Annotated in this window: 22 protein-coding genes; 14 read left to right on the top strand and 8 right to left on the bottom strand. The window is 62.4% G+C overall.

Annotation, left to right across the window (positions count from 1 at the left end):
- Positions 1 to 98 precede the first annotated feature (98 nt).
- Genes RCF49_RS06085 through RCF49_RS06075 form a run of 3 tightly spaced genes read left to right on the top strand, consistent with a single transcriptional unit; the run spans position 99 to position 1,739 of the window.
- A complete protein-coding gene (locus tag RCF49_RS06085; protein WP_342643146.1) occupies positions 99 to 887 on the top strand; it encodes an enoyl-CoA hydratase-related protein in 789 nt (262 codons plus the stop codon).
- A 16-nt stretch (positions 888 to 903) separates the two neighbouring features.
- Entirely contained in the window at positions 904 to 1,488 is a 585-nt protein-coding gene (locus RCF49_RS06080) for a CAP domain-containing protein (RefSeq protein ID WP_342643145.1), read from the top strand.
- 29 nt (positions 1,489 to 1,517) lie between these two features.
- A complete protein-coding gene (locus RCF49_RS06075) occupies positions 1,518 to 1,739 on the top strand; it encodes a dodecin (RefSeq protein WP_342643144.1) in 222 nt (73 codons plus the stop codon).
- Positions 1,740 to 1,835: 96 nt separating this feature from the next.
- Here the strand turns inward: RCF49_RS06075 and RCF49_RS06070 are convergent, their stop codons facing one another.
- Both RCF49_RS06070 and RCF49_RS06065 read right to left on the bottom strand, forming a co-directional pair.
- Entirely contained in the window at positions 1,836 to 2,465 is a 630-nt protein-coding gene (locus RCF49_RS06070) for a BA14K family protein (protein ID WP_342643143.1), read from the bottom strand.
- A gap of 83 nt (positions 2,466 to 2,548) precedes the next feature.
- Entirely contained in the window at positions 2,549 to 3,235 is a 687-nt protein-coding gene (locus RCF49_RS06065; RefSeq protein WP_342643142.1) for a hypothetical protein, read from the bottom strand.
- 192 nt (positions 3,236 to 3,427) lie between these two features.
- On the opposite strand from RCF49_RS06065, the gene RCF49_RS06060 reads away from it, so the two are divergent.
- The 6 genes from RCF49_RS06060 (at position 3,428) to RCF49_RS06035 (ending at position 12,141) form a co-directional block, all read left to right on the top strand.
- The gene (locus tag RCF49_RS06060; RefSeq protein ID WP_342643141.1) at positions 3,428 to 4,150 is read left to right on the top strand and encodes a response regulator; all 723 of its coding nucleotides are present in this window, start codon (positions 3,428 to 3,430) and stop codon (positions 4,148 to 4,150) included.
- Positions 4,147 to 5,559 carry an ATP-binding protein gene (locus RCF49_RS06055; RefSeq protein WP_342643140.1) on the top strand — a complete coding sequence of 471 codons (1,413 nt, stop codon included), beginning with the start codon at positions 4,147 to 4,149 and terminating at the stop codon, positions 5,557 to 5,559. Before RCF49_RS06060 ends, RCF49_RS06055 begins: the two co-directional genes overlap by 4 nt.
- Positions 5,556 to 6,737, top strand: a complete 1,182-nt coding sequence (locus RCF49_RS06050; protein ID WP_342643139.1) for an efflux RND transporter periplasmic adaptor subunit — start codon at positions 5,556 to 5,558, stop codon at positions 6,735 to 6,737. Before RCF49_RS06055 ends, RCF49_RS06050 begins: the two co-directional genes overlap by 4 nt.
- On the top strand, positions 6,734 to 9,817 hold the full coding sequence (locus RCF49_RS06045; protein WP_342643138.1) for an efflux RND transporter permease subunit: 3,084 nt from the start codon (positions 6,734 to 6,736) through the stop codon (positions 9,815 to 9,817). Before RCF49_RS06050 ends, RCF49_RS06045 begins: the two co-directional genes overlap by 4 nt.
- A gap of 144 nt (positions 9,818 to 9,961) precedes the next feature.
- A complete protein-coding gene (locus RCF49_RS06040) occupies positions 9,962 to 11,500 on the top strand; it encodes a CHAD domain-containing protein (RefSeq protein ID WP_342643137.1) in 1,539 nt (512 codons plus the stop codon).
- Entirely contained in the window at positions 11,497 to 12,141 is a 645-nt protein-coding gene (locus RCF49_RS06035; protein ID WP_342643136.1) for a ParA family protein, read from the top strand. Before RCF49_RS06040 ends, RCF49_RS06035 begins: the two co-directional genes overlap by 4 nt.
- Here the strand turns inward: RCF49_RS06035 and RCF49_RS06030 are convergent.
- Both RCF49_RS06030 and RCF49_RS06025 read right to left on the bottom strand, forming a co-directional pair.
- Positions 12,127 to 13,515: an AmpG family muropeptide MFS transporter gene (locus RCF49_RS06030; RefSeq protein ID WP_342643135.1), complete on the bottom strand. Its 1,389-nt coding sequence runs from the start codon at positions 13,513 to 13,515 to the stop codon at positions 12,127 to 12,129. The genes RCF49_RS06035 and RCF49_RS06030 overlap by 15 nt on opposite strands.
- Positions 13,516 to 13,634: 119 nt before the next feature.
- Positions 13,635 to 14,762: a DNA recombination protein RmuC gene (locus RCF49_RS06025; RefSeq protein WP_342643134.1), complete on the bottom strand. Its 1,128-nt coding sequence runs from the start codon at positions 14,760 to 14,762 to the stop codon at positions 13,635 to 13,637.
- A 147-nt stretch (positions 14,763 to 14,909) separates the two neighbouring features.
- Here RCF49_RS06025 and def point away from each other — a divergent pair, with 147 nt between their 5' ends.
- Both def and fmt read left to right on the top strand, forming a co-directional pair.
- The gene (gene def, locus RCF49_RS06020) at positions 14,910 to 15,425 is read left to right on the top strand and encodes a peptide deformylase (protein WP_342643133.1); all 516 of its coding nucleotides are present in this window, start codon (positions 14,910 to 14,912) and stop codon (positions 15,423 to 15,425) included.
- 106 nt (positions 15,426 to 15,531) lie between these two features.
- The gene (gene fmt / locus RCF49_RS06015; protein WP_342643132.1) at positions 15,532 to 16,458 is read left to right on the top strand and encodes a methionyl-tRNA formyltransferase; all 927 of its coding nucleotides are present in this window, start codon (positions 15,532 to 15,534) and stop codon (positions 16,456 to 16,458) included.
- Between the two features lie 24 nt (positions 16,459 to 16,482).
- Here the strand turns inward: fmt and RCF49_RS06010 are convergent, their stop codons facing one another.
- Together RCF49_RS06010 and RCF49_RS06005 are read right to left on the bottom strand one after the other, a co-directional pair.
- On the bottom strand, positions 16,483 to 17,040 hold the full coding sequence (locus RCF49_RS06010; RefSeq protein ID WP_342643131.1) for a NifU family protein: 558 nt from the start codon (positions 17,038 to 17,040) through the stop codon (positions 16,483 to 16,485).
- A 280-nt stretch (positions 17,041 to 17,320) separates the two neighbouring features.
- Complete coding sequence (locus RCF49_RS06005) at positions 17,321 to 18,067, bottom strand: SDR family oxidoreductase (RefSeq protein WP_342643130.1); 747 nt, start codon at positions 18,065 to 18,067, stop codon at positions 17,321 to 17,323.
- 131 nt (positions 18,068 to 18,198) lie between these two features.
- Between RCF49_RS06005 and RCF49_RS06000 the strand changes: the two genes are divergently transcribed.
- A complete protein-coding gene (locus tag RCF49_RS06000; RefSeq protein ID WP_342643129.1) occupies positions 18,199 to 19,065 on the top strand; it encodes an NAD(P)-dependent oxidoreductase in 867 nt (288 codons plus the stop codon).
- Between the two features lie 15 nt (positions 19,066 to 19,080).
- A complete protein-coding gene (locus RCF49_RS05995) occupies positions 19,081 to 20,289 on the top strand; it encodes a pyridoxal phosphate-dependent aminotransferase (RefSeq protein WP_342643128.1) in 1,209 nt (402 codons plus the stop codon).
- Between the two features lie 194 nt (positions 20,290 to 20,483).
- Here the strand turns inward: RCF49_RS05995 and RCF49_RS05990 are convergent, their stop codons facing one another.
- Positions 20,484 to 20,678 carry a 2-hydroxymuconate tautomerase gene (locus tag RCF49_RS05990; protein ID WP_342643127.1) on the bottom strand — a complete coding sequence of 65 codons (195 nt, stop codon included), beginning with the start codon at positions 20,676 to 20,678 and terminating at the stop codon, positions 20,484 to 20,486.
- Between the two features lie 46 nt (positions 20,679 to 20,724).
- Positions 20,725 to 21,813: a mandelate racemase/muconate lactonizing enzyme family protein gene (locus RCF49_RS05985; protein WP_342643126.1), complete on the bottom strand. Its 1,089-nt coding sequence runs from the start codon at positions 21,811 to 21,813 to the stop codon at positions 20,725 to 20,727.
- A gap of 333 nt (positions 21,814 to 22,146) precedes the next feature.
- On the opposite strand from RCF49_RS05985, the gene RCF49_RS05980 reads away from it, so the two are divergent.
- On the top strand, positions 22,147 to 23,334 hold the full coding sequence (locus RCF49_RS05980) for an ABC transporter substrate-binding protein (RefSeq protein WP_342643125.1): 1,188 nt from the start codon (positions 22,147 to 22,149) through the stop codon (positions 23,332 to 23,334).
- The last annotated feature ends 33 nt before the right edge of the window (positions 23,335 to 23,367 follow it).

Here is a 23,367-nt window from a genome sequence, read left to right as displayed (position 1 = left end):
TCATGGCCCCCTGCAACGGGTTCGCGATCGATGATGCAGGAATTCCAGGCGGAACACCGGTTCCCTTTGTTGGAATTGGCTTGAGGGGAGAGAGGGATATGACGGATGACGGGCCTATAAAGACAGTCCGCCGTGGGCGGGTTCTCGAAGTCACGCTGGACAGGCCAAAGGCCAATGCCATCGATGCGCCGACCAGCCGGATCATGGGCGATGTCTTCGCCTCGTTCCGGGATGATCCCGAGCTGCGCGTTGCGATCATCACCGGCGGTGGCGAGAAGTTCTTCTGCGCGGGCTGGGATCTCAAGTCGGTGGCCGATGCGGGCGTTGCCGATTTCAATTTCGGCGTCGGCGGGTTTGGAGGGCTACAGGAACTGCCGGGCCTCAACAAGCCGGTGATCGCGGCCGTCAACGGGATCGCGGTCGGGGGAGGCTTCGAGCTCGCGCTGGCGGCGGATCTCATTGTCGCGGCAGATCATGCGCGCTTTGCCCTGCCCGAGATCAGCGCGGGAACGCTGGCGGATGCCGCCACAATCAAGCTGCCGCGGCGCATTCCCTATCACGTGGCCATGGATCTCCTGCTCACCGGCCGCTGGATGGACACAGCCGAGGCGAAGCAGTGGGGCCTGCTTAAGGAGGTGGTGCCGGCGGATCAGCTGATGACCACGGCACGAGCGCTGGCCGATCTCCTGGCCGAGGGGCCGCCCCTGGTTTTCGCGGCCATCAAGGAGACGGTGCGCGAGACGGCCCATCTGCCGGCTCAAGAGGTGTTCGACCTGCTGAATGGGAAGAAGCTTCCAACCGTCAAAAGGCTCTATGAGAGCGAGGACATGATGGAGGGTGCACGGGCCTTTGCCGAAAAGCGCCCGCCGGAATGGAAAGGCCGCTGACGCGCGAACCTCATCCATGATGCTGCGGATCCTCTCTCTCGTTATCGCGCTGTGCTTTGGCCTGGGTTTTGGCGCCACGGACAGCGTTCGGGCGGCAAGCGCCTATCAGGCCTATGCCAAGAAGCTCCTGTCGAATGCGCCTGACGGGGTCAGGTTGCGGCCGGATCTCGAGGCCTTTCTGCTGAAGACGCTCAATGCCTATCGCAAGTCGCAGGGGAGGCCGGCGCTTGCGGGTAGCAATGCTGCGACGATTGCGGCGCGTAGTCAGGCGCTGGAAATGCTCATCGGCAATTTCGTCGGCCACCAATCCGCGGGCGGCTACCGGTTTGCGCAGAGGGTCGAGGCCTTCGTCGGCGAGACCAGGGCATCAGCCGAGAATGCCGCGCGGGATCGTCTGCCGGGGCCGGCGGACGAGACGAAGGCACGGCGGCTGTTCCAGCAGTGGGTCGATAGCCGCGGGCACAGGCGGAACATGCTGTCGCCGGATTATGAGGAGGTCAGCACGGGCGTGATCGAGGTGGGCAATCACATCTATGCCGTGCAGATCTTCTGGACGAGGCGCGCAACGCAAGACGGGCTCGCGGCGTTTCGAAGCTGGTAAGGCAGTTTCCGGCTTCGAAAGGATCACGCATGAGCGATCACGTCTATAAGGTCATCGAGCTGGTGGGCTCGGCCGCCAACTCGATCGAGGAAGCCATTGAAAACGCGATCAATCAGGCCGGGGAGAGCGTGCGCCAGATCCGCTGGTTCGAGGTCGTGGAAACGCGCGGCCATGTGGAGAATGGGAAAATCGCCCATTACCAGGTGACGCTCAAGCTCGGCTTTGCGATCGAGGACAGTCTCGAGGATTAACCGCGTGGATGGCCAAGTTGCGGGTATAGGGGCGCCAGACAAAAAGCCCCGGAGGCTGATGCTCCGGGGCTTTTTCAGTGGAACGAACCAGCTCTGTCAGCGGCAGAATTTCTGCTCGCCGGAATAGGTCTTGTAGTAGCCGGTCTCGGGATCGAAGCTGCGATATTTGCTGGAGCAATAGCTGTACCAGGCCGAGCTCCACGGCTCAGGCGAGCTATCGATGCTCGCAACCGTCCGGCTTCTCGCAACCCGGCCGGGTGCTGGTGGAGGCGGCGGCGCATAGGCATCAAGCGGCGCTGTCGCGCGGGCCGGCGGCGCTCCATAGACCACCACCTCATCTTCATAGGGGTCGTCGAACTCGTCATCGAGATAGGGGTCGTCATAGACGTAAGCCGGAGGCGGTGCGTCATAGACGACCGGGGGTGCATAATAGGGATCGGCATATTGGGAATTGGCTGCAGCGAGCGCGGAGAAGCCAATGATCGCACCGGCAGCGCCCAATGCGACGGCCGCCCCGTTGCCACCGCGATGGCCGCGCCAGTGACGCCAGTGGCGTCCACCAACCAGCTCAACGCGTGCCCCATCAAAGCCCGATGTGGCGGTTGCGGAGACGGGGGCCGCGAGTGTTGCGTTCGACAGCGGTGCGGCCTCAGACATGCCGCTGGATGCGCCGAGACCAAGCGCAACAACGGCTGCAAGCGCTGAGAACTTCATCAGAGAAGGCATGGTGTTCACGTCCTGTTAGGCATCTGGCGAGATCATGCGCATCCGAATGTGAACAGAACATGATCTCGCGGGCCTTAGCCTAATCAATCGGCAGCAGGCTGGTTCCCATCGGCGTCGTCATCCATCGGAGCCGGCCGCGCCGCATCATCTCCCTGGTCCTGCATCGGGGCTGCCCGAGTGTCATCGGTGCGGCCTGCGCGTGGACCACCGCGCCGGTCCTTACGCTCGATCACACCATCCTTGTCGCGGTCGAGGCGCTTGGCCAGCCGCTCGATGGGACGGTTATACTCATCGGTCGTCACCTGCGCATTGCCGTCGCGATCGAAATGCTGGAAGGCGCGAACCATGCGAACCCGATGACGATCGAGCCAGAGCGCCTCGTATTCCTGCAGGTCAAGCTGGCCATCGCCGTTCTTGTCGAATTTCTTCAACTCATCACCGCGAATGGTCATCATATCGGTGATGTTGATGCGGCCGGTGTCATCGGGATCATACCGTTGGAACAGGCTCGCAACGAAGCCGCCGCGTCGACGATCGAAGCGATGGGCCCGGAAATCGCGCCCGTCGTGGCGATCCCACCGATGCCAACGGTCGCCGCGCATGTGCTTCATGTAGCCGCAAGCAGCCCGGCATTCCTCGCGCATGTGGTGGAGCCCGTCACGACCGTCCTGCGCGTTTGCATCGGCGCCCAGCCCGATCAGGGTCAGTCCTCCCGCAGTCAGGCCAACCAGTGCCGCACAGGCCAGCAACATTCTCGAGCGATAGGCCATCTGAAATCCTCCTCGGTGCACTTTCGATGAGGCCTGTTCTGACAGGGATTTGTCGCAGAACTACGCCGCTTTAGAGCCTTATTGTCGCGAGCTGTGTCATGGGCCGGTGCTGACATCGTTTGATACATTTTTGCGCGAGCAGGGAGAGCCAGAGGCGACATATAGAGGATCGAGACAGTGTCAAAGATGAGCATGGAACAGACACCACATATTCTTGTCGTCGACGACCACCGCGACATCCGGGATGCGGTCAGCAAGTATCTCGTGCGCAACGGCATGCGGGTGACGGCTGCGGATGGCGGCCCTGAAATGCGCGCCGCGATCAAGAATGGGGCGGTCGATCTGGTGGTGCTCGATCTGATGATGCCGGGCGAGGATGGCCTTACCCTGTGCCGGCAGCTGCGCGAGACCAGCGACATCCCCGTCATCATGCTCACGGCGATGGCCGAGGACACGGACAGGGTGGTGGGGCTCGAGATCGGCGCCGACGACTATGTGACCAAGCCGTTCAACCCACGGGAGCTGCTGGCGCGGATCAGAGCGGTGCTGCGCCGGGTCAAGGCTGGCACGCGCCCGAGGGACCGGATCAATCCGGGACGCACCAGGTTCGACCGGTGGGTGTTCGATGCGAGCCGGCAGGAGATCTCGGCCGAGGACGGCATCGCCATTCCGCTCAGCACGGCAGAATTCCGTCTGCTGCAAACCTTCCTGCAGCGGCCGCATGTGGTCTTGTCACGCGATCAGCTGCTGGACCTGACAGCGGGCCGCGCCGCGCAGGTGTTCGACCGAAGCATCGATAATCAGGTCAGCAGGCTCAGGCGCAAAATCGAGGTCGATCCCAAGAATCCCACCATCATCAAGACGGTCTGGGGTGGCGGCTATGTGCTGGCGGTCGATGTGGAGGAGCTGACGTGACGCGCTGGTTCCCGCGCACCATCGGTGGACAGCTCATTTTCCTTCTGCTTGCAGCGCTCGTGCTGTCGCAGGTGGTCACGGTCGCGATGTTCTTCGGCGAGCGGGATCAGGCCGTGCGCGAGGCCTGGCGTGAGGAATTCTTCAGCCGGGTCGCTTCCGTCGCCAAGGTGATCGACGATACGCCGGGGAGCGCGGATACCATCACCTCGGCGGTGAGCTCACGCTGGCAGGTCTACCGGGTGCGGCCCGCGCCGCGGGATGACAGCAGCCCCAGCAGCGCCAACGATATCGAGCTTACCCGCCGGCTTGGCGCCTATCTCGATCCGCAGGCTGCGGCCGGTGTTCGTCTGCGCTCGAGGGGCGATGGACAGGAGCGTCCGCCGGCGGTCGTCCGGTGGCTGCATCAGGCAACCGGCGCCCTGTTCGGCTGGCCCAATGATGATGATGACGATGAATCGGTGATGGTCATCGATGTGCCCCTGCGCGATGGTCGGTGGCTCAATGTGGAGCTGCCGTTGCGCAGGCCATCGGTCTCGTGGGCGCTGTTGCCACTCGCTTCGGCGGCGCTGATGGGTATCGCGATTCTAGCCGTTGTGGTGCTGATGGTGCGCAGCATCACCAAGCCGCTGCGCAATCTCGCCACCGCCGCGGACCGGCTCGGGCGCGGCGAGGCAATGCCACAGCTCGAGCCGACAGGGCCGGACGAGATCCGGCGGCTGACGGCAGCCTTCAACGAGATGGGCGCGCGCCTTACTCGCTTCGTCGAGGACAGAACGCGCATGCTTGCCGCGATCAGCCATGATCTGCGCACGCCGATCACGGCGCTCAGGGTGCGGGCGGAGTTCATCGATGATGACGAAACCCGCCGCACAATGATCGCCAATCTCGATGACATGAAGAAAATGACGGAGGCCACGCTGTCATTTGCGCGAGATGAGGCGACCGAAGAGCCTAGCCGAGCGGTTGACCTTACCGCGCTCATCGAGAGCATCGTCGATGACATGACCGATCTTGGTCATCCCGTCGCTTTCGCGGAAGGCGCACCGCTCGCATATCGCTGCCGGCCCGCAAGCATGAAACGGGCCTTTGCCAACCTCATCGAGAACGCGGTGCGTTATGGGAATACCGCGCGGGTGAAGCTCGATAGCGGCGATGACGGCATCACGGTCATCGTCGATGACGATGGACCAGGCATCCCCGAAGATCAGCTCACCCAGGTCTTTGCGCCCTTCGTTCGGCTGGAGACTTCGCGCAGTCGTGAAACCGGCGGGGTCGGACTTGGCCTCTCCATTGCACGGTCCGTCGTGCTTGCCCATGGCGGCACCATTGTTCTCGAAAACCGCCCAGAAGGCGGCCTTCGCGCCATCGTCCGGCTGCCGCGCCGGGATTCCCAAGGAGCCTGCTCATGAAAGCCCGTTTCGTGATTGCCCTCACCGCGCTGAGCCTGTGCGCCGGGGTTGCGATCGGCGCCGGGGGAAAGCCGCTGGACAAGCTGATTGATCTCTCAAAGACAGTCGATCTCTCCCAGCTGCACGTGGATTGGACCTCGGTGGTGCCGGCCATGGCCGCACCAAGCAAGCAGGAGCCTCCTGCGCGCGGCGAGCATCGTGCGCGGGTCGTGCCCGTTGAGGTGGCAAAAGTCAAAACGGCAAGCTTCACGGACAAGGTCGAGGCGGTGGGCTCGCTGCGGGCCAACCAATCCATCACCATCGTGCCGGAAGCGGCCGGTCGCATTCAGGAGATCCGGTTCAAGGCCGGCGAGAAGGTCAAAGCCGGCGAGGTGCTCGTGCAGCTCGATGACCGCGACCAGCGCATCGCCCTGGAGGAGGCAAAGGCGACTTTCGCGGAAGCAGCGCAAGCCTATGAGCGGCAGAAGAAGCTGGTGCAGTCCAAAGTCGCGACGAAAGCGGCCCTCGAACAGGCGCTTGCCACCTATACCAAGGCGAAGGCTGCCGTGGAACGGGCCGAACGGGACCTCGAACGCCAGCAGATCGTCGCGCCTTTTGCGGGTGTGGTCGGCCTCAGCCGGACGGATCTCGGCGCGTGGGTCGAGACCTCGACGGTGCTGACCACACTCGATGATGTGAGCACGGTCGAGCTCGAATTCGCCTTACCCGAGCGCCTGCTCGGCGAGATCAAGACGGGCCTTGCCATCGAGGCAAGCTCGACGGGATTTCCGGGACGCATTTTCGAGGGTGAGATCTCAGCGGTCGATACGCGCATTGACCCGGCCTCGCGGGCCTTCACGGTGCGTGCGTCCATTCCCAATCCGGATCTTGCCCTGAAGCCCGGCATGTTCGTGAACATTTCCGTGGCTCTCGACAAGCGCGTTGCGATCGCGGTGCCGGAGGAAGCGGTGATGACCTCGGGAGATCGGACCTTCGTCTATCTCCTGGCCGACGGTAAGGCAGAGCGCCGGCCGGTCGAACTGGGGGCGCGCACCGCCGAAGGGCTCGTCGAAGTGCGCAAGGGCGTCGACAAGGCGGATCTCGTCATCTCCAGCGGAACGCAAACGCTGAGGGACGGCACGGCCGTCAAGGTCATGGCAGACAGTGCCGCCCAGCCGCGGACGGGGGCACGATCGTGAGCATCTCCGAACTGTTCATCAGGCGACCGGTCTTCGCGGTCGTCATCAGCCTCGTCATCGTGCTGTTCGGACTTGCGGCCCTGAACGGGTTGCCGGTTCGTGAGCTGCCGAATGTGGACACGCCGGTGGTGACCGTCACCACGGATTATACGGGTGCGGCGCCCGAGGTGACCGACACGCAGATCACCACGGTTGTGGAAGGGGCTGTCGCCGGCATCGCGGGCGTCAAGAGCATCTCCTCAACCTCGAATCTTGGATCTGCGCGCACGGTGATCGAGTTCGACACCTCGCGCAATATCGATGAGGCCGCCAATGACGTGCGCGCGGCGGTGGCGCGCGTGGTCAATGATCTGCCTGAGGATGCGGAAGAGCCGCGCATCACCAAGAGCGACAGCGATGACAGCCCGGTGATGCGGCTGAGCCTCACCAGCGACAGGATGGATGCTGCCGCGCTCACCGACTATGCAGACCGCTTCATCACGGATCGGCTGGCAACGGTCGATGGTGTCTCGGATGTGGAGATCATGGGTGAGCGGGTCTATGCGATCCGCGTCTGGCTCGACCGCCGGGCCATGGCGGCACGAAACGTGACAGTGAGCGATATCGTTGCGGCGCTCCAGGCCAATAACGTGGAGCTTCCGGCGGGCGAAGTGATCTCGGCCAAGCGCCGCTTCCAGGTGCGCACGGACACACGGCTCAACACGCCCGAAGCCTTTGCCGCGATCACCATAAAGACGAGCAATGGCTATCCCGTCCGTGTGAGCGATATTGCCCGGGTGGAGCGGGGCGTCGAGGATGATGACACGATCGTGCGCAGCGACGGCCAGAGCTCGGTGACGCTCGGGGTGCTGCGGCAATCGCAAGCCAACACGGTGAGGATCTCTGAAGCCATCCGCGCGGAAATCGCGGCACTGCAGCCACAGCTGCCCGAGGGCATGAAGATCTCGGTCGCGAGTGACGACGCGGTGTTCATCCAATCCTCGATTCACGAGGTGGTGATGGCGCTGGTGATCGCGGTGCTCTTGGTGGTTGCGGTCATTTTCGGCTTCCTGGCCTCGTTGCGCGGCACCCTGGTGCCGACGCTCACGATCCCGATCTCACTGCTCGGCGCCTGCTGGGGCATCGCGCTCTTCGGCTATTCCATCAATATTCTCACGCTGTTTGCGCTGGTGCTCGCGATCGGTATCGTGGTCGATGACGCGATCGTCGTCCTGGAGAATATCCGCCGCCGCATGGAGCTCGGCGAGAGCCGGCTGGTGGCCAGTGTGCTTGGGGCCAAGCAGGTGACCTTCGCGGTGATCGCGACCTCGCTCACGCTGATTGCCGTGTTCGTGCCGATCTCGATGCTGCAGGGAACGGTCGGGCGGCTTTTTGCGGAATTCGGAATCGTGATGGCGGTCGCCGTCTTCGTCTCCATGGTGGTGGCGCTGTCGCTTTGTCCGATGCTGTGCTCAATCATCCTGCCGCCAACCGCGCAGCAAGGCCGGCTCGAGCGGGCAGTCGAGCGGATTACGCACAAGGTCAACAGCGCCTATGGGGCAAGCCTGCGCTGGGCGTTGCGCCATCCGGTGGTGATCATCGGGGTGAGCCTCGCTATCGCCGGCATGTCGGTGGCGCTCTATGGCGCATTGCCCAAGGAGCTTACCGCCCGCGAGGACCGGGGCCTGTTCATCGTGGCGATCACCGCACCGCAGGGCGCCAATCTTCCCTATACGGATGCCGCCACGAAGAAGGTGGAGGAGGTGCTCCAGCCGCTTGTTCAGAGCGGGGAAGCGCTTTCCATCACGAGCATGGTGGGCCGCGGCAATGATCCGTCAACCGCTACAGTGGTGGTGCGGCTTGCGGACTGGAAAGATCGCCAGCGCAGCCAGCAGCAGATCGTGGCGGCGCTGATTCCCAAGCTTGCGCGGATCACCGAGGTTCGCGCCTTCCCCATCCAGCTCGCCGGGCTGGGGCTGCGTGGCTCCGGCAATCCGGTGCGCGCGGTGATCGGCGGGCCTGATTTTGACAGTGTCAAGACCTGGGCCAATGAGATGCTCGAGCGGGCACGCGCCAATCCAGGCCTGCAGAATGTCGAGCTCAATTATGAGGAGAACCAGCCGGAATACCGGGTGGAGATCGATCGGGAGCGGGCGCGCGATCTCGGCATCGACATTCAGACCATCTCGCAGACCCTGCAGGCGCTGTTCGCCTCGCAGGAGGTGACCACCTATATCGACAGGGGCCGCGAATATCCGGTGATCGTGCAGGCCAATGACGAGGATCGGCAGACGCCGCAGGATCTCGGCGCATCCTTCGTGCGGGCGGCGTCGGGCGAGCTCGTGCCGCTCAGCTCGTTCATCACCTTCCGGTCCGAGGCGGCCTCGCCGAGCCTGTCGCGCTATGACCGTCTGCCCTCGATTACGCTCTCGGCCTCGCTCGCGGAGGGCTATGATCTCGGCACGGCCATTACCGCGCTTCAGCAAATGGCCAATCAGGTGCTGCCGATCTCGGGCCGCCTGAGCTTTGCGGGCCAGTCGAAGGAGTATCTCGAGACCTCGAGCGGGGCGAATATCACGTTCCTGCTCGCGATCCTCATCGTCTATCTGGTGCTTGCGGCGCAGTTCGAGAGCTTCATTCATCCGCTCACGATCATTCTCTCGGTGCCGCTGGCGGTGACCGGTGCGTTCATCACCATCTGGCTCACAGGCGGTTCGCTCAACATCTATAGCCAAGTCGGCCTGGTGCTGCTGGTGGGACTCATGGCCAAGAACGGCATTCTGATCGTGGAATTCGCAAACCAGCTGCGCGATGAGGGCATGTCGATACGCGATGCGATCACGGAAGGGTCGGTCGTTCGGTTGAGGCCCATTCTGATGACGGTCATCGCCACGATCCTCGGCGCGGTGCCGCTGGCGATCGCGACGGGCGCTGGCGCGGAGAGCCGCATCGCCATCGGCATGGTGATCATCGGCGGTTTCGGCTTCGCCTCCGCCCTGACACTTTACCTCACGCCGGTGCTCTATGACCTCCTGGCACGGCTCACCCGGCCGCGCGCTCACGTTACCCGCAAGCTCGAAGCGGAACTGAAAGGAGAATGAGAGATCCACAGGGGTCCTGTTACACAACTGTCATAAAAGGCGGGCAAGCATTATGCGCAGTTGCGGACAGAGTCCGGTCTGGTACTTTGGCGCACGAAACCGAACGGATCGGACTATCGACCTTCGGGGCGTCGGGGACGGTTGTTGAGCGACGAGACCGAAATCAAGCTGGCAATCCCTGCGGAGGAACTCGCCGCTGTCGAAGGGCTATTCGCCCAGGACCCGCCCGCGGAGGTGGAGTCGACTTATTTCGATACGCCCGACCTCCTGTTGCGGCAGCACGGGATCCAGGTGCGGGTTCGCCGCGATGGCGATGCGCTGCTGCAGACAGTGAAGCTGCCCGATGATCAGGGCAGCGCGCTGACCAGGGCCGAGCACGAGATTCCCATCAAGAGGCCCACGCTCAAGCTGGACCATCTGCTTTCCGCCATTCCGGAGGCGCTGCGCGAAGAGATTGCCGCAAGCGAGCTTTCTCCCATTTTCACCACACGCTTCATTCGGCGGCGGCATCGCGCGGGGCCCGATGGGGTTGTGGAACTGGCATTCGATCGGGGCGAGATCACCCGTGGGGATCAGCAGGTGCCCATCCTCGAGGTCGAAGCCGAGCTCAAGGGGAACGATCTTTCGGCCTTCATCCAGGTCGTTCTCGACTTTCTCGACCATGTTCCTGCCTCGCTGATCGCCAGTGGCAAGGCAGCGCGCGGTTATCGGCTGGTCACGGGCGCCGGGCCTGATGTCACCCATTCGCCGAAGCTGTTCCTGGAGCCAGATCTCGTTCTGCCCGATGCGATCCGGCTGATGCTGCGGCATAGCTTCACCCATTTCCTCAAGAATTTCGCCGCCGCCGAAGCGGGCGTGCCGGAGGGCATACACCAGGTGCGCGTGGGCCTGCGCCGGTTTCGCTCGACAATCTCCGCCTTCTCTCCGGTGATGAACACGGCGGGCGCAGATGGTCTGATTGCGGGGGTGAAGAAATTGTTCACCGTGCTCGGCACGGTGCGCGAGGCGGATGTCTTCCTTGCGGAAAACCTGCCGGAGCTGGCCGCGGCGGGGATGACGCCGCGATTGGTGGACGTGGTTCGCGAAGAGACGGGGCGCTATCGGCGCGAGGCTCAGGATCAGCTCGCGGCGGTATTGGCCAGCACGGCGACCGCGCGGCTGGTGATTGAGCTTTATGGCTGGATCGAAAGTGGCGCGTGGCTGAAGCAGGACAGCCCCGTCGACAGGCTGCTCGCTCAGCGCCCGGTTGGGGATTTTGCAGCGCCGAGGCTGCGCAAGCTCCATAAGCGGCTGCTGAAAAAAGGAAAGGCGGCGCGGCTTTCGATTGTGCTGGATGACTGGCATGAGGCGCGGATTGCCGCAAAGAAGCTGCGCTATGCTGCGGAACCGCTCCTGTCCACGCTCGATCTGCCGCGGGATGCCGCAGATGGGTATCGGAAGACGGTCGAGGCCATTCAAGGCGAGCTTGGACACCTCAACGACCTGCATGTGGCCGAAGACTTTCTGAGCAAGGTGATCAAGACCGCCGCACCGCAACGTCGGCGCAGCCTCAAGAGCGCGCTCGCCGTGCTGAAGGACTGGCGCGCTCGCGTGGAAGACGAATTCATCGCAGGCGCCGGTCGCGCCTTCCGTCGCTTCGAAAAGGAGGGATTTCCGTTGCGCAAGGGATCAGCCCAGCGATGACCTTCTCGGTTGCGGTGATGAACACGAAAGGCGGTTGCGGGAAGACGACCATCGCCACCCACCTGGCAGCGGCTTTCGCCAGCTCGGGCCTCGTGACGGCGCTTGCGGATTATGACAAGCAGAAGAGCGCTGTCATCTTCGGTGAATTGCGCGGCGAGCAGGGAGCGCGGATAGAGGTGCTCGACTGGCGCGAAGATTTCGGCGCGGTGGGCCGCAATGTGCAGCGCCTGATCATCGATTGCCCGGCCTCGCTGAAGGTGGCGCGATCGCAGGAGGTGATCCGGGAGGCGGACGCGGTCGTGGTGCCGGTGCAGGCCTCCGTCTATGACGAGCGGGCAACGCTGGCGTTTCTCGACGATATCGAGCAGCTCAAGAAAATCAAATCCGGCAAGAAGCAGATCCTACTGGTCGCCAACCGGTTTCGTGCCGCAAGCCTCCAGGCTAGGAGGCTTGAGCGCCTGATGCTCGGGCATGGCTATGAGATTGCCGCCCGCATTCCCGATCGGAGCGTTTATCCGAAGCTCGCCGAGCAGGGGCTCACGGTCTTCGACGTCACAAGCAAGGCAGCACTGGCCGAGCAGGAGCATTGGTTGGGCTTGCTCGAGGCCCTTGAAAGGCTGGCGCTCTCATCGCTTCGTTGAGCGTGAGGCGGCCGCGATCTCCTCGAAATGGCCGCGCGATTGAAGCCATGCCAGGAGTATTAGGGATGGAATGGCGGCCAGGGCCGTCAGCACGAAGAACCAGATCCAGCCGGTCATTTCCGCGACATAGCCCGAGGTTGACGCCAGCACCGTACGCCCCACAGCGGAAAGGGCAGACAGCAATGCATATTGGGTTGCCGTATGGAGCGGGCTGGTGCACAGGCTCGACAGATAGGCAACAAAGATCACAGTGCCGATGCCGCCGGTGAAATTCTCAACCGATATGGCCACCCCGAGAGCGGTGAGGTCAGTGCCCATCCAGGCGAGCCAGGAAAAAACGAGGTTCGAAAACGTCTGCAGGATACCGGCGATCCATAGGCAGGCTGCCATGGGATAGGCGCGCGCGAGAACGCCGCCGACAAAGCCGCCGAGTAGCACGGCAAAGAAGCCGACCCCCTTGACGATCGCAGCATAGGCCGTCTTGTCGAAGCCGATGCGGATCACGAAGGGTCCGGTCATGACCCCGGCAAAGGCGTCGCAGAACTTATAGAGAAGCACGAAAAGCAGGATTGCTGCGACATGAGGCTTGGTGAGGAAATCGGCAAAGGCCCCCAAGGCCGCACTCCACAGCTTCACCACGGGATTGCCGGGATGCTCGCCTTGCTCGGTTGCCGCCATTTCCTCGGCTTGAGCTTTCTCGGAGGCTTCGGGCTCGGTGGCCAACAGGCTCGCGGCGATGCCGACCACCATCAAGACAGCCATGGCGGCATAGCCATAGAACCAGACACTGCTCGCGGCGACGCCCTCGTGTTCGAGCCAGCCCACCAGCGCAATCACAAAGGCTGAGGAAATCAGGAGGCCGACCCGGTAGGCCGGCACGAACACGGCCATTCCGGCCGCCTGCTGGTCGACATTGAGGCTTTCGACGCGGAAGGCATCAATCACCGTGTCCTGAGTTGCCGAAGCGGCTGCCAGCAAGATGGCACCGAGCGCAACCAGCCACGGGGAGATCACGGGATTGAGGCTGCCGAGGAAGAGGATGGCCGCGATCAGTAGGAGCTGGGAGAGGACGAGCCAGGCGCGACGCCGCCCCAACAGCCGGGTGAGAAGGGGAATGTTCCAGGCATCGACGATAGGCGCCCATAAAAACTTGATGGTATAGGGCAGGCCGACCAGGGCGAACAGGCCAATGGCTGCAAGATCAACGCCGCGATCGGCCATCCAGATCGCAAGGGTCGAGCCCGACAGCGCCAATGGCAGACCCGAGGAGAAGCCCAGAAACATCACGATGAGGACGCGCGGCTCGAGATAGACACGCAAGGCCTTGAGCCAGCTTGCGATCCGCTCCGTCCGTCTCGCGTCGGTTGCGCTCATTCTGCTTCTGCCCTCAATGACCAATCATGCGCGCCGACCATAAAGATGTTGCTGGCACACGGACAGTCGTTTTCCCAAACCAGACTTTCGGAGATGTTGCCGAGCGCTACCGCAAGAAACTACTCACCGGCCGCAAGCCGCGGACCAGCCATGGTGGGCTGCACTTCCGGTGCAGGCAGATCCATCTGCTCAATGCGGAAGCCGCGCTTGGCGATCTTCTCGGCGGATATGGTGATCTTCTCGATATCCTGATTCGCCTGGCCAAAATGCTTCTGAAGGTCGAGCACGCGCGCATGAAGCCGGCCGACATCCTCGAGAATGGCGGACACTTCCGCCTTGATCAGCCCGGCCTGCTCGCGCATGCGCACGTCCTTGAAGACGGCTTGCAAAGTCTGGACCACGAGCATCATCACATTGGGCGAGGCGATGATCACCCTGGCGCGATGGGCATATTGAATGACATCCTCGAAATGCTCGTAAAGATCGGCGTAGATGGCCTCGGAGGGTACAAACATCACGGCCGTGTCGTGGGTCTCGCCGGGGATCAGATACTTGCCGGAAATGTCCTTGATGTGCTTCGCCACGTCCTGGCGGAGACGCTGGGCCGCCGCCCGGCTATCGGCCTCAGTCCGGGCGGCCTTTAGCGCGGAAAAGGCTTCCAAGGGAAACTTTGCGTCGATGACGAGCCTGCGACCGGTTTCCGGCAGATCGACGAGACAGTCAGGGCGGGTGCCGTTGGAGAGGGTGGGTTGAAAATGATACACACCCATCGGCAGGCCATCACGGATGATCGCCTCCATGCGGGCCTGGCCGAAGGCGCCGCGGGCCTGCTTGTTTGACAAGATATCCTGCAGGCTCACCACCTTGGAGGTGAGCTCGGCAATATTGCGCTGGGCACGATCGATCACTGCCAGGCGCTCGTTGATCTGACCCAGACCGTCGCCCGTTCGGCGTGCGACAAGATCGAGCCGCTGGTCGAGCGTGCGGGCCAGATGACCATCGCGGCTGGCAATCCCATCGGCGAATGACCGCAATTGACCGCTCAGCTCGGCCAGGCGTTGCTCCATCATGGCAGTCCGAGCCGCTATGGCTTCCCCACTCTCGCGCCCGCCGCGCAGCGAGCGCCAGGCGAACACCAGGGTTAGACATAGCAGGACAGTGGCGAGGATCGCGAGCGCCAGGCCCGCTTCGAGATAGCTGACGCGAATGCCGGCCGCTACGAACAGAGGCTGATCTAGACTGAACATGGCGCGATCCTACCAGAGTTTGCGGATAGGTCCAGATCAAAACGTGAACATCGTGGATGGAGAGACTATTGAGATCTGTAGCTTAAGGTAGCAATTGACCCGACATGGTCCTTCGCCTATGTGACGGCTGCAGGCATCGAGGTATTCATGAGTATTCGCCCCATCGTCGAACTTCCCGAGCCATTGCTGCGGGACGTCTCCAAACCCGTGGATGCGGTTACGGATGAAATCCGCACGCTGATCGACGACATGTTCGAGACCATGTATGAGGCGCCGGGGATCGGGCTCGCAGCAATCCAGATCGGCGTGCCTTTGCGGATTTTCGTGACCGATGTTGCCAAGGACGAGGCGCCGCCGCAGCCCTTGACCTTCATCAATCCTGAGATCACCTGGGCCTCGGAAGAGCTCAGTGAATATGAAGAGGGGTGCCTCTCAATTCCGGACTATACGGCCCCGGTGCAGCGGCCGGCCGAGGTGAAGATAAAGTTCCTGGATCGGAATGGTGCCGAGCAGGAGATGCATTGCACCGGCTTGCTCGCGACCTGCGTTCAGCATGAACTCGACCATCTCAACGGGGTTCTCTTCATCGACCATCTTTCCCGGCTCAAGCGAGATCGGGTGCTGAAGCGGTTTGCGAAGGCCAAGCGGTTGAAAGAGGCCTGATCGGCCGGATGAGCGCCTTCGCCTTTTGAGTTCGGGCGTCGCATTTTCATCGGGGAAGCGGTACTCACTTCGCTTGAAATCACTCCGGATTGAGCGAGGTTCTTTCATGCGTATCGTCTTCATGGGAACGCCCGGCTTCGCGGTGCCCGCCCTGAGCGAGGTGCTCGGCCAGGGGCATGAGGTGGTCGCGGTCTATACGCAGCCGCCAAGGCCCGCCGGGCGGGGGATGAGCCTCAAGAAATCACCGGTCCATGGGTTTGCCGAGGCCAACGGCCTCAAGGTGCGCCATCCCCTCACGCTGAGGGACAAGGCAGAACAGGCGCGGTTCTCTGCTCTTGCCGCTGATGCGGCTGTCGTGGTCGCCTATGGCTTGATCCTGCCCCAGCCGGTGCTCGATGCCCCTGTGCATGGGTGCTTCAACATTCACGCGTCGCTTCTGCCGCGCTGGCGTGGGGCTGCGCCCATTCAGCGGGCGATTATGGCGGGCGACGAGCGGACAGGGGTGTCGATCATGCGCATGGAGGCCGGGCTTGATACCGGCCCCGTCTGCCTCAGCGAGACCGTGCCGATCACGCCAGAGACCACTGCGGGCGATCTTCATGATCAGCTCGCGGAGGTGGGGGCGAGCCTGATGGTGCGGGCCCTGGCCGCATTGTCGCGGGGCGGGCTTGATTGCCAACCCCAGGCGGTGCAGGGCGTTACCTATGCGGAAAAGATCGGGAAGGCCGAAGCCCATCTCAGGCTTGATCTGCCGGCATCACAGGTGTTGCACGCGATCCATGGCCTTTCGCCCGCGCCGGGCGCATGGGTGATGGCCGGATCGGGCCCGGCACCATTCCGGCTCAAGTTGTTGCGCGCCGAAATGGTGGAGGGCAGGGGCCGTCCCGGCGAGGTGCTGGATGACAGGCTGACCATTGCTTGCGGCAGCGGGGCCATTCGCCCACTCCTGGTGCAGCGGGAGGGAAAGGCGCCGATGCAAGCCGACCAGTTCCTGCGCGGAACCGCAGTGCCAGTGGGCTCGCTTCTCGGCTAAATCCGGACAGCCGCGTGCGACAGGTCAGACCGGCCGCACCTCCACGACCTCCGGGATGAAGTGGCGCAGCAGGTTCTCGATGCCATGCTTCAAAGTCGCCGTCGAGCTCGGGCATCCCGAGCAGGCGCCTTCCATGTTCAGAAAGACCACGCCATCGCGATAGCCATGGAAGGTGATATTGCCACCATCCTGGGCGACCGCAGGCTGTACGCGGGTTTCGAGCAATTCCTTGATGGTCTCGACGATCTCCTCGTCGGCATCGTCAAAGAACTGCTCGCCCTGGTCCTTCGCTGCGGCATTCTCGGCCAGGACCGGCTGGCCCGAGAGGTAATGCTCCATGATCACGCCGAGAATGGCCGGCTTGAGATGCTGCCAATCGCCATCGGACTTGGTGACGGAGACATAGTCCTCGGCGAGAAACACGCCGCTCACGCCGTCAATCTCGAACAGGCGGCGGGCCAGTGGTGAGATCTGCGCCTCTTCCTCGTTGCGGAAATTGCGGGGCTCACCGGCGAGAACGGTGCGGCCAGGCAAAAACTTCATGGTGGCCGGGTTCGGGGTGGCTTCCGTCTGGATGAACATGCGCAAGATCCTTAGGAACGCGACTTGCGCCGCTCAGGTGCGACGCGCCGCTTGGGTCATCTTTTCACCCTTAAAATAGTTCTAGGGTGGGGGTAAGTCCAGGCATGTGGCCTCAGAAACGGGCCCTTTCCCGCCGAGTGGGAAAGGGCGTCGTGTATCTCTTGGGTTCGATCGTAGACCGACATGCTGATTGTCATGTGGACGGGTTGACGGAACCTGGCCAGCGGGTTGACGGAACCCGGCCAGCCCAAGCTCGGGGCTGCATCCAAGGGTTGAGGCGCTACATCGCCCAACCGCCATCGATGATGTGGATCTGTCCCGTCACGAAATGCGCCTCATCGCTGGCGAGGTAGACGATCAGCGGTGCGATCTCGTCGGCGGTCGCGAGCCTTCCCATGGGCTGGCGGGCGATGAAGGCCTTGCGGGCCGCTTCGTAGTCGCCGAGCGCCCGCATGCGTTCGTTCAAGGAAGGCGTATCAACCGTACCCGGACAGATGGCGTTGCAGCGAATGCCGCGGCCGACATAATCGGCGGCAACGGATTTGGTGAGACCGATCACGGCGGCCTTGGTGGCACTATAGACGGCGCGATTGGGCACGCCTTTCACCGAAGAGGCCACCGAGGCCATGTTGATGATCGAGCCGCCGCCGGCTTCCAGCATCAGCGGCAGGAAAGCCTTCATCACACGAAACTGGCTCTTTACATTCAGATCAAACGAGAAGTCCCACCACTCCTCGGTCGTTTCGAGCAGAGTGCCATTGTGCACGTAACCTGCACAGTTGAAGAGGATGTTCGGCGTTGCGCCCACGCGCGCCGGGGCCTGTGCGATTTCGTCGGGCTTCAACACATCCAAGGTGAACGTCTCGATCCCCGTCTGTTCGGCGGCGAGCGATGACAGGGCATCGGCATTGACATCGGTTGCGAAGACGCGAGCGCCCTCACGCGCCATAGCCAATGCGGCTGCTCTGCCGATGCCGTGGCCGGCGGCGGTGATGAATGCGGTTTTTCCGGAAAGCCTGCCTGACATGTCCGCTCCTGGCGTGGGTTACTGACTTGTGATCGTTATTCGGTCTTCAAAAAACCGCAAGTATGTCAGAACAGACTAGCAGGCAGATTCGCGGCCTGCTCAAGGCGAATTGGGGAAGAGAGGTCTCCATCATGCGGATTGGCTTCGCGGGCGCTGGCATCATGGGTCAGGGCATGGCCGAGAACCTGATCAAGCACGGGCATGAGCTGCGTGTGCTCGGCCATAAGCGGCGGGAGCGGATCGAGGCGCTGATCGCGCTGGGCGCGGAGGAGGCCGCAAGCGCCGAGGCGCTCGCAAGCACAAGCGAGGTCATCATCCTCTGCCTGCCCAATTCGCAGATCGTCGAAGCGGTGGTCGCCGACATGCGGCCGGGACTTACCGCAGGTCAGCTGGTGATCGATACGACCACAGCCGAGCCGCAATCGAGCCGCCGGCTTCATGGTGAGCTCAAGGCAAGGGGAATCGGGTTTGTGGACGCGCCGCTTGCGGGCGGGACCAAGGAGGCGAAAGCCGGGCAGCTCGGCGCACTGGTCGGCGCGGCGGCTGAGGATTTCGAGCGCGCACGGCCCGTGCTTGATTGCTTCTGCCGCCAGGTTTCCTGGTTCGGCGGTCCTGGAGCGGGCAATACGGCAAAACTAATCAGCAACTATCATGTGCTGGGTACAGTTGCGGTGATCATCGAGGCCTTCCGGCTCGCGCGCGAGGCCGAGATCGACTGGCAAAAGCTCTATGACGTGATGCTGTGCGGATCAGGCAATTCGCTCGCCCTACGCCGGATCATGGACGCAGCCGTTGCCGGTGATTTCGACGGCTATGCGTTCAGCGTCGCGAATGCCACGAAAGATATCAGCTATGGGATTGAGCTCTTGCAATCGATGCAGTGCACAACGCCTCTCGCAGAAGCGATAAAGGACCTCTATGTTAAGGCGGCCGCTTCGGGGGATCCGCAGCGCTTCATCAGTCGGCTCTTGGCGGAGAGTGACAATCGGAAACACTGACAATTTGGGGGCTCGATGACAGAACTCAACCTCAACATCCATGCAGCCGGAATCGTGGAGGAGGGTGCATTCGCGGTGCTGGACCGCGTGCTGCAGTCGAAAGCCGCGGGCAATGATGTGATCAATCTCGGGATCGGCCAGCCCGATCTCGTGCCGCCGGCGCATGTGATTGAGGCTGCGATTCGCGCCCTCAGGGACGGTCCGCATGGCTATACGTCGAGTGTAGGCATTGATGCGCTGCGCGAGGCGGTGGCTGTCGATGTGATGACAAGAACCGGCGCGAGCGTTTCGCGGGATGAGGTGGTGATCGTGCCAGGGGGCAAGGTGACCATCTTCCTTGCCGCCATGCTGCTGGGCGGGGCGGGGGCTGAGATCCTCTATCCGGATCCGGGTTTTCCCTGCTATCGCGAGGCCATTCGCTTATCGGGTGCGCGGGCCATTCCCTATCCCATTCACCAGGAGAAGGATTTCGCCTTCGATGCCCAGGAGGTGATGGGGCTCGTCAATGCCAATACCCGGCTGATCATCGTCAATAGCCCAGCCAATCCCACGGGCGGCGTGGTGCCGCGCCATGAGCTCGACGTGCTGGCGCAAGGGCTCGAGGCTCACCCGCAAGTGCTGGTGCTGAGCGATGAAATCTATTCGCAGCTCGTGTTCGAGGATTCGGACTTCACCAGCCTGTTCTCTCATCCGGGACTGCGCAACCGGACCATTCTGCTCGACGGGTGGAGCAAGACCTTCGCCATGACCGGCTGGCGGCTCGGGTTCGGGGTGTGGCCGCTTCACCTCATCGGGCATGTGCGCAAGCTGATCTCGGCCACCCATTCCTGCGTGAATGTGGCTGCGCAAATGGGGGGACTTGCGGCCATCACGGGGCCGCGGACGGAGATCGCGAATTACCGCCTTGTCCTGCAGCAGCGGCGCGATGCGCTCATTGCCGCTCTCAATGACATTCCGGGGGTCAGTTGCCGCGTGCCGGGCGGGGCATTCTATGCTTTTCCCGATGTTACGGACACGGGATGGCCAAGCGAGGCATTGGCAGACAAGCTGCTGGAGCGTGCGCATGTGGCGGTCGTGCCAGGTGACAGCTTTGGCGCAAATGGCAGCGGATTCCTGCGGCTCTCCTATGCGACCGATCAGGCCAGGCTGCTCGAAGCGGTCGAGCGGATCAAAGAATTCCTGGTGACCTTTCCGGCGCTGGGCCGGGCTGGAAATTTCCTATAGGTGCCTTGGCCGGACCCGCGCGTTCCACCAAGCCATGTGGGGAAGCCGCTAGAGCGGTTCCGATTTTCTTTGAATCGCGAACCGCTCTAATTGTCGCTTGGCCGCATTTTCTTCACGCGAACCGGTATCCACTTCGCCCGGCAATGCTCTAGACTAGCGGCTCGCCTGTCGTGCTAAATCAATAACCAACCGCTTTATGTCTTGCTGGACTCGGACTTCGCGATGCCAGCGACGGCGAAGTGGGTGCGCGGGACCTCGTTCACAATGATGCGGACGCTTTCGGGCGGGCTGCCGAGGGTTCGCTGAACGGCGTCAGTCACCTCGCGATACATCGCGGATTTCTGATCCTGGGTGCGTCCCTCGATCATGGTGATTTGGATTACGGGCATCGTTGCTCCTCCATGGTTACCGGACGCCGGTCCGGCGATGGCACCTTTACGCAAGGCGGTATTTGTCGAATTTGTTCGGATCGAAGGTGAAACCGATACCGGGCCGGTCTGGCAGGGCGACCATCCCGTCCGCATCGATCGTCATCTCCTCGGCGAATAGGGCCGAGAACCAAGGCATATGCTCACACCAGGTGGCGTTCGGGCTCGAGGCCACGATATGCAGGCTGTGCTCGGTGAAGATGTGCGGTGAGACGGGCACCTCTCTTACGGCGAGATACTGGCAGGCCCGACGCATCTCGGTATAGCCGCCCATGCGCTGCAGATCGGGCATCATAATGTCGATGCCGGCATGCTCGACCATCCGGCGAATGCCTTGGGCCGTGTACTCGGTCTCTCCGCTTGCCAGCGGCACATCGAGCGCTTGGGCCAAGGCCCGGTGACCTGCATCGCACCAGGTGGGCAGAGGCTCCTCATACCAGACAAGATCGAAACGCTCGAGCTCGCGTCCAAGCCGGAGGGCTCTCGCCTCGTTGAGGCCCTGATTGGCATCGACCATCAGGGCGATATCGGGGCCGATCGCATCGCGCACGGCCTCGACCCTGGCAATATCGTCCTGCCAACGCGGCGAGCCAAGGCGAAGCTTCATCGCGCGGAAGTTCTGTGCACGGAATGACCGGGCCTCCCTCGCCAGAGCCTCGCAATCGGATGACAGCCACAGCCCCCCACTGGCATAGACCGGCACGCGATCGCGGCAGGCGCCGAATAGCCTGTAAAGTGGCTGGCCGGCCGCCTTTCCAATCAGGTCCCAGCAGGCGAGGTCGATCGGGTTCGTTGCAAGAACGGCAACCCCTGCCTGTCCGTAGAAATTCAGGGCACGCTGGATGTCCGCCCAGATTTTTTCGACATCGTGCGGATCACGACCGATGACGAGATTCTCCAGGCTCAAGGTAAAGTCACGGATCGCCTTCAGACGGTTCATCTGGAAGGAAAAGCCATAGCCTTCCCCGGTCAGGCCGGAATCGGTATGGAGCGTCAGCAAAAAGCAGCAGACGTTCTTTATTTCGTGGATTGCGGTTCGCAGGGGCTCCGGCAGCGGCAAATCGACCAGAGCGGTTTCCATCTTGGTGATGCGCATTGTGCTTCTCCCTGCCTCGCCTCTTATCGTCCGTTCGGTGTCGTTACAAGAAATAAAAATTTCAGAGAAGCGGTCGTTCACACTGGACCGAGAATGATCAGGGGCACTTAAGAGGATGATGCCGGGCTCCCCCGGCGCTCGATCAGCCGTCACTGAGAAGTGCAGTAATTCGCCGTTTCTCGTGGCTGTCCAGCGCATTTTGGCGCGCGGGAGACTGTTTCAAAGTTCATTTCAAAGAGCAAAATAGATATTGCAAGAGATGTGCTCGTCGGTCATGTTGGGCCACCAAAGGGGGCCATGGTCCATACCGCCATCGACAGGGAGGATGCGACAATGACGTTTCGTGTGAGCAGGCGAGCCGTGCTCGGCGCTGCGCTTTTGCTGGCCGGGGGGATGCCCGCGCTGGCTCAGGACAATTCACAGCCGATCCGGATCGGCTGGCTTTCGTCGCTGACAGGACCGCTATCATCGGCGGCGATCGCCGAGAATGTGGGCGTGCAGTTCGCGGTGGACGAGATCAATGCCGCCGGCGGAATCAACGGCCGCAAGCTCGAGCTCGTCACCCGCGACACGATGGGTGATCCCACCAAAGCGGTCAATTTCGCCCAGCAACTCGCCTTCTCGGAGAAGGTCGATTTCGTGATCGGGCCCGTCAATTCGGGCGAGTCGCTCGCGGCTGTGCCGATCTTGAGCCGTGCGGGCATTCCGAACATCATCATCGGAACGGTGGATGAGCTTACCAATCCGCAGCTTTACCCCCGGGCTTTTCGCGCGATCAACACCAATACCCAGTGGGTGGGCTCCGCCAATGCCTATGCAGTCGACAAGCTGAAGGCGAGCAAGATCGCAATCATCGGTGATACCACCGGCTATGGCACCGCGACGGTGAAACAGGCGGAAGCGCTGCTCAAGGAGCGCGGAATCGAGCCCGTCTATTCCGCCCTGGTCGACGCCAACAAGACCGATCTCACCGATGAGCTCGGCAAGGCCCGGGCCGCGGGTGCCGAAGTGGTCATGCCATGGTCGGCCGCAACCGGATTGCTGGGGCGGATTCTCAACACGCGGGGCGAGATGAATTGGGATGTGCCGGTGGTTGGCCACCCCGCCATCATGGGAACGCCCATTCGAGCGCTGCTCAACAAGCCTGAGTATTGGGAGAATACCTATGCGGCAGGCTATGCGAGCACAACCTATGATGAGACTGGCAAGTTCCCGGAGCGTACCCAGGCGCTGATGGACGCTGTCCGCCCGAAGCTGGGCGGAAAGATCGACTTCACCTTCTGGTGGATCGCGCTTGGCTATGACACCGTCAAGATCATCGAGCATGCGGTCAAGACGGCGGGTTCGACCGATGGCGAGGCCGTCCAGAAGGCGCTCGAGGACACGAAGGACCTGAAGCTGGTCTATGCGACCTATAGCTGGGGGCCCGAGGACCGGAACGGCTTCCCCGATGCCGATATCGTCATCAACCTGGCCAATACGTTCCGGGATGGTGGCTTCAAGGCGGCGCCCAACCAGTAAGGCCATGCACCTCGAGCGAGATGCATGACGCAG

Source organism: Rhodoligotrophos sp. CJ14, assembly GCF_038811545.1.
Taxonomy (GTDB): Bacteria; Pseudomonadota; Alphaproteobacteria; order Rhizobiales; family Im1; genus Rhodoligotrophos; species Rhodoligotrophos ferricapiens.
Note: the sequence above shows the minus strand (reverse complement) of the source record. Positions and strands in the feature narration are given on the sequence as shown.